9 protein-coding genes are annotated in these 16,708 nt (G+C 69.3%); 1 reads left to right on the top strand and 8 read right to left on the bottom strand.

The annotated features are described in order from the left end of the window. Positions 1 to 31: 31 nt before the first annotated feature. The 3 genes from A3CQ_RS0109970 to A3CQ_RS0109960 form a co-directional block, all read right to left on the bottom strand. The gene (locus A3CQ_RS0109970; RefSeq protein WP_051115211.1) at positions 32 to 916 is read right to left on the bottom strand and encodes a carbohydrate ABC transporter permease; all 885 of its coding nucleotides are present in this window, start codon (positions 914 to 916) and stop codon (positions 32 to 34) included. Next, complete coding sequence (locus tag A3CQ_RS0109965; protein WP_020510787.1) at positions 913 to 1,908, bottom strand: carbohydrate ABC transporter permease; 996 nt, start codon at positions 1,906 to 1,908, stop codon at positions 913 to 915. Before A3CQ_RS0109965 ends, A3CQ_RS0109970 begins: the two co-directional genes overlap by 4 nt. Before the next feature lie 75 nt (positions 1,909 to 1,983). After that, positions 1,984 to 3,339, bottom strand: coding sequence for an ABC transporter substrate-binding protein (locus tag A3CQ_RS0109960; RefSeq protein WP_020510786.1), 1,356 nt, complete (start codon positions 3,337 to 3,339; stop codon positions 1,984 to 1,986). Between the two features lie 427 nt (positions 3,340 to 3,766). Here A3CQ_RS0109960 and A3CQ_RS0109950 point away from each other — a divergent pair, with 427 nt between their 5' ends. Further along, a complete protein-coding gene (locus A3CQ_RS0109950) occupies positions 3,767 to 4,849 on the top strand; it encodes a LacI family DNA-binding transcriptional regulator (protein WP_020510784.1) in 1,083 nt (360 codons plus the stop codon). A 51-nt stretch (positions 4,850 to 4,900) separates the two neighbouring features. On the opposite strand, the gene A3CQ_RS0109945 is transcribed toward A3CQ_RS0109950, so the two are convergent. From A3CQ_RS0109945 to A3CQ_RS0109925, 5 genes are all read right to left on the bottom strand, one after another. After that, positions 4,901 to 6,655, bottom strand: a complete 1,755-nt coding sequence (locus A3CQ_RS0109945; protein WP_020510783.1) for a carbohydrate-binding protein — start codon at positions 6,653 to 6,655, stop codon at positions 4,901 to 4,903. Between the two features lie 256 nt (positions 6,656 to 6,911). Next, positions 6,912 to 9,068, bottom strand: coding sequence for a carbohydrate-binding protein (locus tag A3CQ_RS0109940; protein ID WP_245577153.1), 2,157 nt, complete (start codon positions 9,066 to 9,068; stop codon positions 6,912 to 6,914). Positions 9,069 to 9,467: 399 nt separating this feature from the next. Next, positions 9,468 to 10,730: an RNA polymerase sigma factor gene (locus tag A3CQ_RS0109935; RefSeq protein WP_020510781.1), complete on the bottom strand. Its 1,263-nt coding sequence runs from the start codon at positions 10,728 to 10,730 to the stop codon at positions 9,468 to 9,470. A 15-nt stretch (positions 10,731 to 10,745) separates the two neighbouring features. Beyond that, positions 10,746 to 11,093 (bottom strand): YciI family protein, encoded by a 348-nt coding sequence (locus tag A3CQ_RS0109930; protein ID WP_020510780.1) that lies wholly within the window; start codon positions 11,091 to 11,093, stop codon positions 10,746 to 10,748. Between the two features lie 103 nt (positions 11,094 to 11,196). Next, positions 11,197 to 16,656: an ATP-binding protein gene (locus tag A3CQ_RS0109925; RefSeq protein ID WP_020510779.1), complete on the bottom strand. Its 5,460-nt coding sequence runs from the start codon at positions 16,654 to 16,656 to the stop codon at positions 11,197 to 11,199. Positions 16,657 to 16,708: the final 52 nt, after the last annotated feature.

The raw sequence follows: 16,708 nt of genomic DNA, 5'->3' as shown, positions 1-16,708 counted from the left end.
GTGGCTGGTCTTTGTCGGCGATGCGGGCGGGCTATTTCAGGGCGCCAACGGTCAGCCCTCCCCGCCAATAGCGCTGAAGGGAGAGGAACGCGATGATCAGCGGAATGATCGAGACCAGCGAGCCGAGGATGATGATGCTCCACAGGTTGGTTCCCGCGGCGCCGTAGGTGGATGCGGTGGACTGCCACAGCCCGATACCGACCGTCACCGGGAAGAGCCGGTTGTCGACGAGCATGGCGAGCGGCAGGAAGTAGTTGTTCCAGGACGAGACGACCGACAGCAGCAGCACCGTGACGATGACCGGTCGCAGCATCGGCAGCGCGACCTTGACGAACGTCCGGAACTCGCCCGCACCGTCCACGCGTGCGGCATCCAGGAGCTCGTCGGGGACCGCGTCACGCGCGTACAGGTTGACGAGGAACACGCCGAACGGGTTGAGCAGCGTCGGCAGGATCACCGACCAGATGGTGTCGGTCAGGCCCGCCTGGGAGAACAGGATGAAGGTCGGGATGACGAGCGCGGTCGCCGGCACCATGACCGCGCCGAGCAGGATCGAGAACGCGGCGCGGCGGCCGACGAAGGTGTACTTCGCGAAGCCGTATCCGGCCAGCACCGCCAGGACCGTCGCCCCGATGCCCCCGGCGAACGCGTACAGGGCCGAGTTCGCCAGCCAGCGCGCGTAGAGCCCGCCGTTGTAGGTGAAGAGCTGCTTCAGATTCTCGATGTAGTTGATGTCGGAGGAGAACCAGAGGGCGTTGCCACCGCCGAACAGCCCGGCCGAGTCCTTCGAGCTGTTCACGACGACCCACCAGAAGGGGATCAGGAAGTAGAGCACCAGCAGCGCGAGCACGATGTGCAGCGGGAGATACCTCGGCGTCCGGCGAACTCGCCTGCCCTCGAGATCAGTGGCGCTCATGACAGGAAGTTCCCTCGCTTGCGGGTGACGAACATGAAGATGTAGACGCAGACGAATACGACGGCGCCGAGCGCGAACGAGATCGTCGAGCTGTAGTTGTTGTTCGCCAGCGTGAACGCCTGCTGATAGGCGTACATGTTCGGCGTGAAGTCATCGGGAATGGCGCCGGCCGCGAGTTGCTGAAGAATCTTCGGTTCGTTGAAGAACTGCAGCGTTCCGATGAGGGCGAACACGAGAATGAGGACGAGCGCCGGCGTGAGCAGCCGGATCTTGATCCGGACGATGATCTGCCACGTGGACGCGCCGTCGATGCGGGCGGCCTCGTAGAGGGTCGGATCGATTCCCTGCAGCGCGGCGTACAGAATGATCATGTAGTACCCGGCCCATTGCCAGGTCACGACGTTCAGCAGGCCATAGAAGATCAGGTTGCTGCTGAGGAAGTCCGGTCCGGACGCCCCGAAGGCGCCGAAGACGTCGGCGATGGGACCGAAGTTCCGGCTGTAGAGGAACCCCCACATCAGGGCGCCGATGACGGTGGGGATCGCGTACGGCAGGAAGATCATGAGGCGGGAGAACCGCGCGAACTTGCTCGTCACCGTGTCGAGGATCAGCGCGATCGCCAGCGAGACGGCCATCTGGACCGGGATGAGCACCACCGAGAACCGCAGGACGAACCACACTCCCCCGAGGAAGGAGGGATCGCTGAACGCCTTGAGGTAGTTGCCGAGGAAGACGAACCTGGTCCCGAAGATCAGACTCTTCTGGAACAGGCTCATGTAGAGCGCGTAGCCGATCGGGAGCACGAGCAGGGCGAGGAAGACGATGCCGAAGGGTCCGACGAAGAGCCATCCGGCCACGTTCTGCCGCGAGTTCGTGCGCCGGCGCTTGGTGGTTTGCACATCGCCGGTGGTCGAAGCGGTCATGCCGTCGTCGGGGAGGGGCGTGGATCCGCCCCCCTTCGTCGGGACGGGGCCGCTGGTGGAGGCGGTCATGATGTCTCCGGGTCCGGGGAAGGAAGGAACGGAGGGCCGGCCCATGTTTCGCACGGACCAGCCCGCCGTGTCAGGTCACTTGACGGTGAAGCCTTGCTCTTTCGCGTACTTCGCGACGTCGTCCTGCAGGGCGTCCGCGGCCGCCGAACCGGTCTTGGACCCGTCGTTGATCGCGGCGATCTGCTTGGTGAAGGCCGAGTAGTAGTACTGTCCGATCGGCGTGTAGGTCATGCCCTGGTAGGCATCGGCCGCCGGGACGTACACCTCCTTGTTGGCCTGCTGGCCGTCGAAGAACCCGACCTTGGCGTCGACGAACTCCGGGGACTTCAGCACCTTGAGGTTGAGCGGGAAGATGATCTGGTTCTGCCAGCCGTCCTTCAGCGACGCGTCGTCGGCGTAGACCCCGAACGCGACCTTGGCCGCGAGCGCCGGGTCCTTCGCCTGGGTGGTCACCGAGAACGCGGAGCCGCCCCAGTTCACGGAGACCGGGTTGGCCGGGTCCCACTGCGGCATCGGGGCGGTCGCCCACACCTTCGCGTCGGCGCCCTTGCCCACGCCCGCGCCCTGCAGGTAGCCCGGCGCCCAGGCGGCTGAGAGGTAGGTGGCGTACTTGCCGCCGATCACGCCCGAGATGTACTCGGGAGTGAACTGGTCCTGCTTGCCGACCAGCCCCTTCTTGACCAGCCCGGCCCAGTAGTCGAGCACCTTCTTGGTCGCGTCGTCGTTCAGCTTGATGCCGATCTCACCCTTGTTGGCGGGGTCGTACGCGAACGGCTGCGCGCCGTTCTGGTACAGCAGCGCCGTGACATAGGCCGGCTGGTTCGCCGGGAAGTCACCGAAGAGCGGGCCGCCGGCATCCTTCACCTTCTGCGCCGCGGCCTCGTACTCGGCCCAGGTGGTGGGCGGCTTGATCTTGTATTTGTCGAAGATGTCCTTGCGGTAGATCATGCCCATCGGCCCGCCGTCGATCGGCGCGCCGTAGACACCGCTGCCGACCGAGACGTCCTTCCACGCACCGGCGCTGAAGTTCGCCTTGACGTCGTTCAAGCCCTTGTCGGTGAGGTCCACGAGGGCCTTCTGCGCCTGGAAGGTCGGGATCCGGTCCGCCTCCAGCATGACCACGTCGGGAGCACCCTTGCCCGCGGTGACCGCCGTCTGGAACTTGTCGTACTCGTCGCCACCGGCGCCCGCGTTCGTCCAGCAGACCTGGACGTCGTTGTGCTGGCTGTTGAAGTTGTCGACCACCAGCTGCGTGTTCGGGTACCAGGCCCAGAGCGTGACCACGGGCAGGTCGGGCTTGGAGATGGTGTTGGTGCAGTTCGTCGGCTTTTGGCTGTTGCTGCCGGTGCTGTCGTCGTCGCCGGAGCATGCGGCGATCGCGCCTGTCAGCAGGAAGGCCAAAGACGCAGCGAGGACCTGCTTCGTCTTCACTGTTCGATTCCTTTCGGATGCGGAGCGTCATCATCGGTGCAGGGGCATCCGCGGACCGGCGTGACCGCGAAGGTGGACCTTCGCCTATCCGCTCCGCGTCCTGGCCGCATTTCTCACGTTGTATTTCCAACGTTGTAGGAGACTATCGCCGAGCGTCCGCGCGCTGTCAAGACTGGACGCCGGCCATCGAAGACCCCGGCCTGACTTGCGGATCCGCAACGTCCTCAGCGACCCGGTACCGCGTAAGGTTGGTCCGCAGCCGAGCCTCGGCGGCGAGAAGCACCCATTGCCGTGAGGCAATGGCCCTCGAGGTATCGACGAGGGCCAGAGCGACTTGCTTCTCGCCCGGGCCGATGGCCAAGAACACGCCGCTACACTCAGTTCAAGTCCGCTTCTCCGCGGGCGCAGCGCGATGAGGGGGATTCCGATGGCCGCCACCATGCACGACGTCGCGCGCGTCGCCGGGGTATCGGTCAAGACGGTTTCGAACGTCATCAACGACTATCCGTACGTGCGCGCCACCACGCGCGAGCGGGTGCTCCTGGCGATCGCCGAGCTCGAGTACCGCCCCAATCTCTCGGCCCGCGGACTGCGTTCGGGTAAGACCGGAGTCATCGGGCTGGCGATCCCGGAGCTGCGTCAGAACTACTTCGCCGAGCTCGCCGACGCGGTCATCCGCGCGGCCGAGCGGCGCAATGTCGCGGTGCTCGTGGATCAGACGGGCGCCACTCGCGAAGGCGAGATGGCGGTGTTGTCCGGAGACCGGCTGCGGCTGACCGACGGACTCCTCTTCAGTCCCGAGCAGCTCGGTCAGGAGGACGTCGGGTTGCTGCAGGTGCCGTTCCCGCTGGTGCTGCTGGGCGAGCGCATCTTCGGCGGCCCCACCGACCACGTCACGATGCACAACGTGGGCTCGGCCCGCGCGGCCACCGAGCACCTCATCGAGATCGGCCGCCGGCGCATCGCGGTGATCGGGGCGCACCCGACCCATCCGGACGACATCCGCTCCGCGAACCTTCGTGTACGCGGGTACCGGGAGGCGCTGGACGCGGCCGGCATCCCGTACGACCCGGCGCTCGTGCGGGTCGCCGCGCCCTGGCATCGCGAGAACGGCGCCGCCGCGATGCGCGATCTCCTGGCGGACGGCTTCGAGTTCGACGCCGTGTTCACGTTCAACGACACGCTCGGGCTGGGCGCGCTCCGCACGCTGGGGCAGGCCGGAATCCGCGTGCCGGAGGACGTCGCGGTGATCGGGCTCGACAACATCGACGAGGCGCGCTTCTCGGTCCCGTCGATGTCGAGCGTCGATCCCGGCCGCGACCAGATCGCCGAGGTCGCCGTCGACCTCCTGATCGAGCGGATCAACGAGAAGGGCGACCCGGCGCCGCCACGGCAGATCCTGGCCGACTACAGGGTGGCCGCCCGCGAGTCCACGGGATTCGTCGACCCGGTGCCGGCGCTCGCGACGGCCGTGAGTCCATCGGTGCTGGCGGACCAGGGTCCGGCCTGAGCCGAACCGGCCGCGTCACCCTGGGAGTGACACGGCCGGTTCGGTGCGGGGTCAGCTGGCGAGCCGCCAGGGCCCGTAGGGCGTCTCGGGCGTCTGGTTGCGGGTCCACCACTGCGCCACGTAGCGCTTGCCCTGGTAGACAACGACATCACCGGCCACGAAGATCCGCGTCGGTGTCCAGATCGAGGTGCCGTCGGCGCCGATCAGGATCTCCTGCCACGGTCCGTACGGATCACCCGGCGTCTGGTTCTGCGTCCACCAGGACGCCAGCCAGGTCGAGCCGTGGTAGCTCACCTGGTTGCCCTCGGTGTACACCGTGGACGAACTCCAGGCCGGGATGTCCCGCACGGTGATCGTCACCTGCTTGGTTCCCGACAGGCTGTACGACTTCGTGCCGTCGCTGGCCTTGAAGGTGACCGTGTACGACCCCGCCTGAGAGTAACTCGGCGTCCACGAGAACTGCCGAGTCACGGGGTCGAAGCTGGCACCTGCGGGCAGCCCGCCGGCCGAGTACGTCAGCGCGTCACCGTCCGGATCGGTCGCCGAGACGGTGAACTTCAGCGTCCGGTTCTCGTCGACCGACTGCGACTCGCCGCCGGCCGCGAACACCGGGGCACCGTTGACGAACGCCCCCCGCTGCCACAGATAGTCCCGAGCGAAGGTGGTGAACAACTGGTCCCAGGTGTTGAAGTCGTGTGCACCGGCGACCACGACGTTCTTCACGTTCGCGTTCGTCAGCGCGGCCACCTGGGTCGGGTTGGGCAACCCGAAGTCCCACGCCCCGCCGCCGAAGAGGATGTAGGGCACCCCGAGATTCGGCGTCGTGTTGCGGACTCCGACGCCGCCGCTGAACACCCCGTACCACCCGAACTTCGTCGCGTCGAAGTTGATGAGGTTGGAGGTGACCGCCGCGCCCGCCGACAGCCCGGCGAACGCCCGGTCCTTCGCCTGCGTCGAGACGTGGTAGTTGCTCTCGACGAACGGCATCACGACGTCGCGCAGGTTGGGGTATCCCTGGGCGGCGCTGCCGAGGTAGTTCGTGTTCGTCGTGATGACGACGGCGGGTTCGGTGAGACCGTCCTGGAGCAGGTTGTCCATGATGACCGGCACGTCACCCATGTTCAGCCAGTCGGACTGGTCCTGGCCGCTGCCGTGCTGCATGTAGATCGTCTTGTACGGCTCGGCGCGGTTGGGGTCGTATCCCGGCGGGAGATAGACGCCGATCGTCCGGGTGGTCGTGCCGATCTGGACCGGCACGTAGCTCCACGTGCCGTGGGGCGCGTTCGGCCGGAGAAGCTCGATCTGCCGTGCTGCCAAGGGGGCGTAGTTCTGCTTCGCGGCGTCGTACGGCACGTAGACCTTGTTGAACGCGCGCCGGGCGGTGCCGGTCAGACCGTCCGGGGCGTAGATCGGCGAGTTCGCCGGGTCGGCCACCCACAGGTTCGTGTTGTTGTCCACATAGAACCAGTACTGGTTCGCGCCCGCGGCCAGGGGCACGTCGGTGTACCAGTAACCGTCGCCGGCATTGGTCATCTGCACGTCGTACGCGCCGCCTCCGCGCATCAGACCGGGGCGGTACTGCTGCGGCTGGTAGACCGTCGTGTCGGTCTGGTCCGCCCAGTTACGCAGCAGGATGTCGGCGTCGAACCGCACGCTGGTCGCCGTCGGGTTGTAGTACACGAAGTGCCCCGTGTAACCCGTCGGCGAGTTCGGATCGGCGACGACGTGCGGGCCCGGGGTCAGATCGACCCCGTCGTCGGCGCGCGCCACGCTCGACACGCTCAGCAGCATGGCCGAAGCGAGCATGGCAGCCGCGACTGTCTTGAGGACCCGGACGCGATTGCCCGAGGCCCCTCCGGGTTGTCTCCGCAATTGCAGAACGCGTTGCAACGTTCCTCCTTGGACGGCCGGTGAGCGCCGAGCGGCGCTCCTGGAGCCAAGCTAGCGTCGATTTACGACGTTGTAAAGAAATTGATTTACAACGTTTTCCAGGGCACTTGAGCAGGCAAAGGAGCCGGGACCGACCAACCGTCGGCCCGGCTCCCGCTCCAATCGGGAACGGCTACGAGACCAGCTTCCAGGGGCCGGACGAGCCCCCCGGAGCCTGACCGCGTGTCCACCACTGCGCCTGGTAGACGTGGCCCTGATACGTGACCTTGTCACCGGCGTTGTAGATCGTGGTGACGGCCCAGTTGGGCGCGCCGGCGGGCGTGGTCACGACCTCGGTCCACGGCCCGTTCGGGTCCCCGGGAGTCTGGTTGCGGGTCCACCACTGGGCCCGGTACAGCCTGCCCTGGTAGTAGGCCTGGTCACCGGCATTGAAGATCCGCGACGCGGTCCACGCCGTGGATCCGTCCGCCGTCACGGCCAGCTCCTGCCACGCCCCGGTCGGGTCGCCCGGCGCCTGGTTCTGCGTCCACCAGCCGGCCTGGTACAGCTTTCCGTTGTAGATGACCAGATCACCGCTGTTGTAGACGGCCGTCGACTTCCAGGCCGCGACCGCCTTGACGGTGACCGGCGCCGAGGTGGCGCTGCCGTCCGGCCGACCGGTGGCGCTCGCCGTCACGGTGACCGTGACCGCCTTGCCGGACAGGTCCGGCGTCACCACCAGCTTGGTGCCGGTGGCGCCGGCGATCGCCTGGCCGTTCGCCGACCACTGGTAGCCGAACGTGGCGCCGGCGACGTCCCACGTGCCGGGGTCGGCCGTCAGGACCCCGTTGACCTCGGCGGTGCCACTGATGGACGGCGCCGTCACGGCGGCCGGCGCGGGCACGTCGCGTACGGTGATGGTGACGTCCTTGGTGCCCGAGAGGCTGTACGACTTGGTCCCGTCGCTGGCCGTGAAGGTGACCGTGTAGGTCCCCGCCTGGGTGAAGCCGGGTGTCCACGAGAACTGCTGCGTCGCCGGGTCGAAGCTCGCACCGGCCGGCAGACCACTGGCCGAGTACGTCACCGCGTCACCGTCCGGGTCGGTCGCCGCCACCCCGAACGACAGGGGCTGGCCCTCGTCGACCGACTGCGACTCGCCGCCGGTCGCGAACACCGGGGCGCCGTTCACGAACGACCCACGCTGCCACACGTAGTTCCGGGCGAAGTTCGCGAACAGCTGGGGCCAGGCGTTGAAGTCGTGGCCGCCCGCGATCTTGTCGAACTTGTAGTTGACCAGACCGTTCAGCGCGTTGAGCTGCGCCTGCGTCACGCAGAGGTTCAGGTTGTCCCACGCGCCGCAGCCCATGTAGATGTAGGCCTGCTTGATGTTCGCGGTGGTCGTGCGCGGCGGCGGGGTCCAGCTGAAGACGCCGTAGTAGCCGAAGCGCAAGGGGTTGTTGTTGATGATGTTGATTGTCATCGACGCGCCCATCGACAGGCCGGCGAACGCCCGATCCATCCGGTCGGTCGAGACGTTGTAGTGGCTCTGGACGAACGGGATGATGATGCCCTCGAGGTTCGTCGTGTACGGCGAGGACCCCATGTACTGGGAGTTCGTCGTCACGATGACCGCGGGTTCGGTCTGCCCGTCGGCGATCAGGTTGTCCATGATGACCGGCACGCTGCCCATGTTCAGCCAGTCGGACTGGTCCTGGCCGCTGCCGTGCTGCAGGTAGATCGTCTTGTACGGCTGCGCGCGGTTGGGGTCGTACCCCGGCGGGAGGTAGACGCCCAGCGTCCGCTGGGTCGTACCGATCTGGATCGGCACGTAGCTCCAGGTGCCCTTGGGCGTGTCCGGCCGCGGGTTCGCGATCACCCGCTCGGCCAGCGGCGCGTAGTTCTGCTTCTCGGCGTCGTACGGCACGTTGACCCGGTTGAAGGCGCGCCGGGCGGTGCCGGTCAGACCGTCCGGGGCGTAGATCGGCGAGTTCGCCGGGTCGGCCACCCACAGGTTCGTGTTGTTGTTGACGTAGAACCAGTACTGGTTGGGGCCGGCTGCCAGGGGCACGTCGGTGTACCAGTAACCGTCGCCGGCATTGGTCATCTGCACGTCGTACGCGCCGGCGCCGCGCATCAGGCCGGGGCGGTACTGCTGGGGCTGGTAGACCGTCGTGTCGGTCTGGTCCGCCCAGTTACGCAGCAGGATGTCGGCGTCGAACCGCACGCTGGTCGCGGTCGGGTTGTAGTACACGAAGTGCCCGGTGTAACCCGTCGGCGAGTTGGGGTCGGCGATGATGTGCGGGCCCGGGGTCAGGTCGACCCCCTCGTCGGCGTGCGCCACGCTCGACACGCTCAGCACCATCGCCGAAGCGAGCACGACAGCCGCGACCGGTCTCAGTGCCCCTCGGAAGCGCTCACTCAGTTGCAAGACTCTCACTACCTTTCTCGTTGAATCGCGACCGTCAGGGAGAGGGTGAAGTTGTCCCCCGGGGCACCCGCGTGACTGACGGTTGGCGTCACGTTACAGTCGCTTTACTACGTTGTAAAGAAGTTCTCTACAACGTAGTAGTACGACGCCCGATCGGCGTGGACACCAGCGAGGAACAGCCGCGACGGACGTTTCCGTCCGATCAGGACGTCTCGCCCGGAGTCATCGACGCATTCACCGACTTAGCCCGCCGATGCCGCGAGAGCGACAAAATCGCGCGGGCCGCGATAGAACGGACCACCGCCGGCCAAAGGGGGGCTTTCAATCGGAATTGCGCGCAGTGGTCTCGCTCAGGCGGCGTTCCAGGAATGCCCTTTCCGGGCCATTGCCGACAAGATCGATTGCCTGCCGGTACGCCTCCGCCGCCTCCGTCGTGCGGCCGAGTCGCCGCAGGAGGTCGCCGCGGGCCGCGGGGAGCAGGTGATAGCCGGCCAGCCGGCGGTCGGCCGCCAAGGCGTCGAGGAGCGCCAGCCCGGCCGCGGGGCCGTCGGCCATGGCGACCGCCACCGCGCGATTGAGGTCGACCAGCGGTGAGGGTGCCACCGTGCGCAACACGTCGTACAGGGCGACGATCTGCGGCCAGTCGGTGGTCGCCACGCTCGCCGCCTCGTCGTGCACGGCCGCGATGGCGGCCTGCAGGGCGTACGGGCCGGGTGGGCCGCCGGTCAGCGCCTCGACCACCAGGCGGCGTCCCTCCTCGATCTTGCCGGCGTCCCACCGCGAGCGGTCCTGGTCGTCGAGCAGCACCAGGTCACCGCGGACGTCCACCCGCGCGTCGCGGCGGGCGTCGATGAGCAGCATGAGGGCCAGCAGGCCGGCCACCTCGCGCTGCCGGGGCATGAGGCGGCGCAGGATCCGGGCCAGCCGCACCGCCTCGTCAGCCAGGTCGGGGCGCATCAGGGCCGGGCCGCTGGTCGCGGCGTACCCCTCGGTGAAGATCAGATAGATGACCCGGAGCACCGCCGGCAGCCGTACGGGCAGCTCGTGGGCCCGGGGCACGCGGAACGGGATGCGTGCCTCGCGGATCTTGCGTTTGGCGCGGACCAGGCGCTGGGCCATCGTGGCGTTCGGGGTGAGGAACGCGCGGGCCACCTCCGGCGTGGCAAGGCCGCCGAGGCAGTTCAGCGTCAGCGCGGTCTGCGCCTCGAGCGCCAGCGACGGGTGGCAGCAGGTGAAGAAGAGGTACAGCCGCTCGTCCGGCACGTCGTCCGCCCAGCCCGGCTCGGGTGCAGGTGGAGGCGGCTCGTACCGGTCCGCCTCCACCTGCAGCAGCGCCAGCTTCGCGGCCAGCACCTTGTCCCGGCGCAACAGGTCGACCGCCCGGTGGCGGGCCGTGGTCAGCAGCCACGCCGCCGGGCGATCGGGCACCCCGTCCCGAGGCCACCGCTGCAACGCCATCGCGACGGCGTCGGCGGCGACCTCTTCGGCCAGATCGAGGTCACCGAGGGTGCGCACGAGCGAGGCCAGCAGGCGGCCCCACTCCTCGCGGAAGACCGCTTCGACCGAGTCGGCCGCCGCACCCATCGGTGACCTCCGGGATCAGGAAAACTCCATGATCGGCCGCACTTCGATCGATCCGTACTTCGCGCCCGGGCACTTGGCCGCCCAGTCGATCGCCGCGTCCAGGTCGGGCACGTCGAGCACGTAGTAGCCGCCCAGGACCTCGCGGGTTTCGGCGAACGGCCCGTCGGTCACCACGCGCTCACCGTCCTTCAGCCGTACGGTGGTGGCCGTCTTGCTGTCCTGCAGGGCGTCGCCGCCCGGGCTGACCCCGGCCTGGGTGATCGCGTTGGTGTACGCCCAGTACTCGTTCATCACCTGCTCGGCCTCGGCCGGGTCGGGCGCGCCGCTGGTTTCCTCGCTGTAGATCAGCAACAGGTAACGCATGATGGTCTCCTCACGTCGGATGGCCGCCGATCGGCCGCTTCCACCCTGACGACGATCGGGCCCGGCGCTATCGACAGTTCCTGCCAGAGATTTTTCTACCGGATCAGCGGCGCGCGCCGAAGTCGATCGCCTCGATGATGCGCGGCCGCAGCTCGGCCGCCCGGATCACCGCGTCGACCGAGCCGATCTCGACCGCACGCTGGATGCTGTGCTTGCGGTCGAACTCGGCCGCCACCTCGTTCTGCTTCTCGTTGCGGACCGAGGCGCGCAGCTCGTCGAGCTCGGCCGCCAGCGCGCCGCGGTCGGTGCCCGAGGCGGCCGTCACCCGCGCCTCCAGCTCCTTGACGCGCGGGTCGGCCGCGGCACGGCGGTTCACGTCGGCCGTGAAGACCACGGCCGCCGCCGGCGCGCCGCCGAGCACCGAGGCGAAGGAGCCCTCGAGCGCCAGCACGGTCATGTTCGGGTTGAGACGCTTGGAGAAGACCACGAACGCGCCGCCGTGGTAGCGGGAGATCACGCAGAAGACGATCGGGCCGCGGAAGTTCACGACCGCGCGGCCGATCTCGGCGCCGTACTCCAGCTGAAGTTTGCGCATCGATTCCGGGGAGCCGTCGAAGCCGGAGAGGTTGGCCAGCACCACCAGCGGGCGGTTGCCGCTGGCCGCGTTGATGGCCCGTGCCGCCTTCTTAGACGAGCGGGGGAAGAGCGTGCCCGCCGTGTACGCGTCCGGGCCGTCGGTGGGCGGGAAGCCGCGCCGGGTGACCGACTTGGACTCGATGCCGAGCAGGCAGACCGGGATGCCGCCGAGATGCACGTCCTGCACGACCGCGGTCTCGGCGTCGGCCATGCCGGCCCAGCGCTCCAGCACCGGGTGGTCCTGGTCGGCGAGCGCGCGCATCACCGTACGGATGTCGAAGGGCTTTTTGCGGTCGGGGTTGGCGGTGGCCGAGAAGATCTCGCCGACCGTGGTGAAGTCGCTCCCGGGCGCGTTGTGCGGGAAGCTCGAGACGTCCCGGTCGACGGGGTCGGTGGTGACGGCCCGCCGCGGCGCCTGCTCGCCGGGCACGATGTAGGTGTGCTCGTAATGCGCCATGAGCACGTCGCGGGCCGCGGCCAGCGACGGCGCCCAGTACTGCGCCTGCCCGTTCGGGCCCATCACCCGGTCGTACCCGCCGATGCCGAAGTTGTCCTCGGCCGAGACGCCGCCGGAGAAGTCGAGCGCCTGCTTGCCGGTCAGCACCATGGCCGAGTCGGGGGTCATCACGAGGATGCCCTTGGTGTGCATGAGCATCGTGGCCTCGGCGTTCCAGTACGGCTGGGCGCCGACGTTGATGCCCGCCACCACAATGTTGATCTCGCCGCCGTCCTGGGTGAACTCGACGATCCGCTTGAGCGCGGCGGCGACCCAGTCCATGTTCTCCGTGCCGGAGTCCATCGAGATCTTCGCGCCGGACGACAGCGTGTACCACTCCAGCGGCACCTGGAGGCGTGAAGCGAGGTCGAGACCGGCGATGACCCGGCGGCACTCCGGCTCGGCCAGCGAGCCCAGCGCCTTGGTCGGGTCGCCGAGCAGCACGACCCGGCTCATGCCCTCGGGGTGGGCCGCGGTGCTGGTGGTGATCACGCCGGCGACGATGGCCGAGCCGTTCTGCCCCTTCGGGCGCTCGACCGGCACCAGGTCGCCGGCGTCGTCGAGATCGTGCTCGACGAAGTCGCCCAGCATCTTCGTGATCTCGTACGGGTAGACCGTGTTCCGGCTGCTGGCGCGCAGCACCTTCTGCCGGTAGCCGTCGAGCGGCTCGACCGGCTCGTCCGACGGCGCGCCGATGGTGAGCGAGGCGCCCCCGGTCACGTCGAAGACGATCCGGACCGCGACCTTGATCAGCTTGCCGTCGGCGGTCGGCTGCCGGGCGATGAACAGGATCTCCTCGAGCCCGGCCCCGGCGACGGTCGGCGCCACGCGGCGGGCGATCGTCTCCATCTCCTCGCGGGTCAGCGAGACCGGCGGCCACACGTAGATGACGATCCGGTTGGTGTTGAACCGCTTGTCCGACGGCCGGCTCGACTGCTGCCGGCGGATCGAGTCGAGACAGGTCGCGATCGTGTCCTCGGTGGTGGGCAGCGCGACCAGGCGGCCGTCGTGCTCACGCAGCTCGGCCAGGTCGCGCACCTGGGCGAACGCGACCAGCCGGTCGTCGGCCGGATTTTCCCGGGCGACGCAGCGGAAGAGGTAGACCTCCTCGTCCGAGGACGGCACCCGGGTCAGGTCGAACTTGCGGAGCCGCTCGAGCTGCATACGCTGCGCGATGTGCGGGTGCAGGCCGCGGATCAGCCGTTCCTCGGTCATCCCGGTGGTCGAGCGGCGGAACGTGAAGTGGTGGTGCATTACGGCGCCGCCGCGCCCGGCGACGGCCACGGTGAGCCGCTGGATCTGCCGCGGCAGCGGGTGCCCGTTGATCGCCTCGTAGAGCGCGGCGGCCATGTCGTCGGAGTCGGCCGGCTGGCCCTCCCAGGACAGATAGACGTCGGCGTCCAGCGCGATCTCGCCGGTGGCCAGCGCGGCCAGGCCGTTGAGCGCCGTGCCGAGCTGCGCGAACTTCACCGCGGCGGTGACCAGGCGGGAGCCGGCCCGCTCGGCGACGACATAGGAGCAACCCCCCGATTCCACCGTACGGAGGTCGGAAAGGCCCTTGTTGCCGTAGTAGCGCCGGGTCAGCACCTCGAGCATGACCGAGTTGTCGAGGTTGTCGCGGACCAGGCGCTGGCCGAGCACGCGGACCAGCGGCTCGGTGCTGCGGACCATGCCGGCGATGCGCGGCTCGCGGTCGGGGGCGTCCGGCTTGGCGTCGAGGTACCGCAGGTGCTGCCGGACCTCGACGTAGACGCGGGCGCGGTTGCGCAGCAGCAGCGGCTGACCGAACCAGGCGAACACCACGCCGCGGGCCAGGTCGGCCAGCGCCGGGAAGCGGACCTGCGTCGCCGAGACCAGCCGTTCCAGGGCGAGACCGGCCGGCTCGCGCAGAGTGTCGTCCGGCGGGGGCTCGCCTATCCAGGCGCGCAGCAGCGCCGCGACCGTGGCGGCGTCCGCGGCCGACCGCTGCTGAGCCAGGAAGATGCGGAACACCGCGGCCTCGAGCTCGGGCGTGCGCTCCAGCTCGGTGACGCCGTAGTGCCCGAGCGCCTTGGCCAGCCGGGCCTGGAACCGCTCGGTGAGCCCGGCCCTTTCCACATCAAGGCTCTGCAGGTACGAGTGGAAGTACTCCCGCGGGCTGTGCACGTGGGTGTCGCTCGCGCCGTCCTCGCCGGCCGGGCGGTTGCGGCTCAGCTCGGCCAGATCGGCGAAGACCTCGATCAGCTGCACCTCACCGGCGAGCGGGCGCTGACCGGCCTCGGCGGCGGCGCGGCGGGCCGCGAGGTAGTCGTTGAGCACCCGGCGATCGTCGTGCGGGTCGGTGTCGAAGCCGAGCAGCAGGCTGCGCAGGTCTTCCTGGCCGCGGGCGGCCCGCTCGCGCGCGGGCACCTCGGCCGGCTCGGCCGGGAGGTCGATCTCGACGTGCTCGGCCGCCGCCACCGCCTCGGCCTCGGCGTCGCCGAGCGGTTCGAGCCGCAGCAGGGCCGCGCCGGCGTCGACCTTGGCGCCGACCGCCACCAGGCACTCCTTGATCCGGGCCTTGAACGGCGCGCGGATCACGGCCTCCATCTTCATGGCCTCGAGCACGAGCACGGGCGCGCCCGCCTCGACCTCGGCGCCGGCCTCGAGCGGGGTGGCCACGACCAGGGCCGGCATCGGCGAGCGCAGGACGCCGCCCTCGTCACGGGTGATCCGGTGGGCGACGCCGTCGACCTCGACCAGGTGGATGGCGCCGTGCGCGCCGGTGAGCAGGCGGTGCCGCTCGCCGTTGACGACGATCCACCCGGTGTGCTCGTCGAAGCGGTGGATCTCGACGTCGGCGGCGCGCCGGTTGTCGCCGGCCTCGATGCTGACCCGGAACCGGTGGGCGCCGACCCGGGCGACCCGAACCCGGTACCCGGCGCCGCGGAGCTTGAGGTCGAGCGGGCGGCCGCTCTCGTGGCGCACCTGGGGACGGCCGCCGAACGCCGTGGCCAGCAGCCGCTCCTCCTCGACGCGCTCGTCCTCCTCGTACGCCTCGATCGCGGCCGCGGCCAGCGCGACGCCGGAGTGCCGCTGCGAGACCAGCCGGCCCTCGGCGCGCACCCGGTCGATCCAGCCGGTGTCGGCCGACGCGTCGATGACCTCGGGCTGGGCGAGCAGGTCGAGCACGAAGCTCTTGTTGGTCGCGCCGCCCTCGATGATCACGGTGGTCTCGGCCATGGCCCGCCGGAGCCGGCCGAGCGCCTCGTCGCGGTCCGTCCCGTACGCGATGATCTTGGCAATCATCGAGTCGAAGTCGCCCGGGATCGAGTCGCCCTCGCCGACCCCGGTGTCGACCCGGATGCCCGGCCCCGCCGGGAAGACCAGCCGCGCGATGCGGCCCGGGGAGGGCGCGAAGTCGCGGTCGGGGTCCTCCGCGTTGAGCCGGGCCTCGATGGCGTGCCCGCGCTCGGCCGGCGGCTCGCCCTCGAGCCGACCGCCCGACGCCACGTGCAGCTGGGCCTTGACCAGGTCGAACCCGGTCGTCGACTCGGTGATCGGGTGCTCGACCTGCAGGCGTGTGTTCACCTCGAGGAACGCGAGCAGGTCGTCGCCCGGGTGATACAGGAACTCGACGGTGGCCGCGCCGCGGTAGCCCACCGCGACGGCGAGGCGCTCGGCCGACGCCTTCAGTTCCGCGGCCCGGGAAGGGCTGAGCACCGGCGACGCCGACTCCTCGATGACCTTCTGGTTGCGCCGCTGCACCGAGCAGTCGCGCACGCCCAGCGCCCACGCCGTGCCCTGGCCGTCGGCGATGACCTGCACCTCGACATGCCGGGCACCGGTGACCAGGCGCTCCAGGAAGACGATGCCGCTGCCGAAGGCCCGCGCGGCCTCCTGGCTGGTGCGCTCGTACGCGTCGCTCAGCTGGTCGGCGTCGCGGACCACGCGGATGCCGCGCCCGCCGCCGCCGGCGGTCGCCTTGAGCATCAGCGGATAGCCGATCCGGTCCGCCTCGGCGATCGCGGCCTCGAGCGTCTCGACCGGCCCGCGGCTCCACGGCGCGACCGGCACGCCGACCTCCTCGGCGATCAGCTTGGCGCCGATCTTGTCGCCGAGCTTGCGCATGGCGTCGGGGCCGGGGCCGATGAAGGTGACGCCGACCCGCTCGCACAGCTCGGCGAACGCCGGGTCTTCCGCCACGAAGCCCCAGCCGACCCAGGCGGCGTCGGCGCCGGTGTCGACCAGCGCCCGCTCGAGGGTCTTGAGGTCGAGATAGGGGCGCGAGGCGGCCGCGCCCAGGTCGTAGGCGATGTCGGCCTCGCGCACGAACATCGCGCCCCGGTCGACGTCGGTGTAGAGAGCGACGGTCTCGGTCCGGGCGCCGGTCTCGGCGCACAGGTCACGGACGGCGTGGATGAGCCGCATGGCGGACTCGCCGCGGTTGACGATCGCGATTCGCTTGAACACCAGACCCTGCCCTGCCTTACCTCAAGAGAACTCTGAGGGGAGGCTACAGGCC

It is taken from the genome of Paractinoplanes globisporus DSM 43857, from assembly GCF_000379645.1.
Taxonomy (GTDB): Bacteria; Actinomycetota; Actinomycetes; order Mycobacteriales; family Micromonosporaceae; genus Actinoplanes; species Actinoplanes globisporus.
This window is presented reverse-complemented; position numbering and strand designations above follow the sequence as displayed.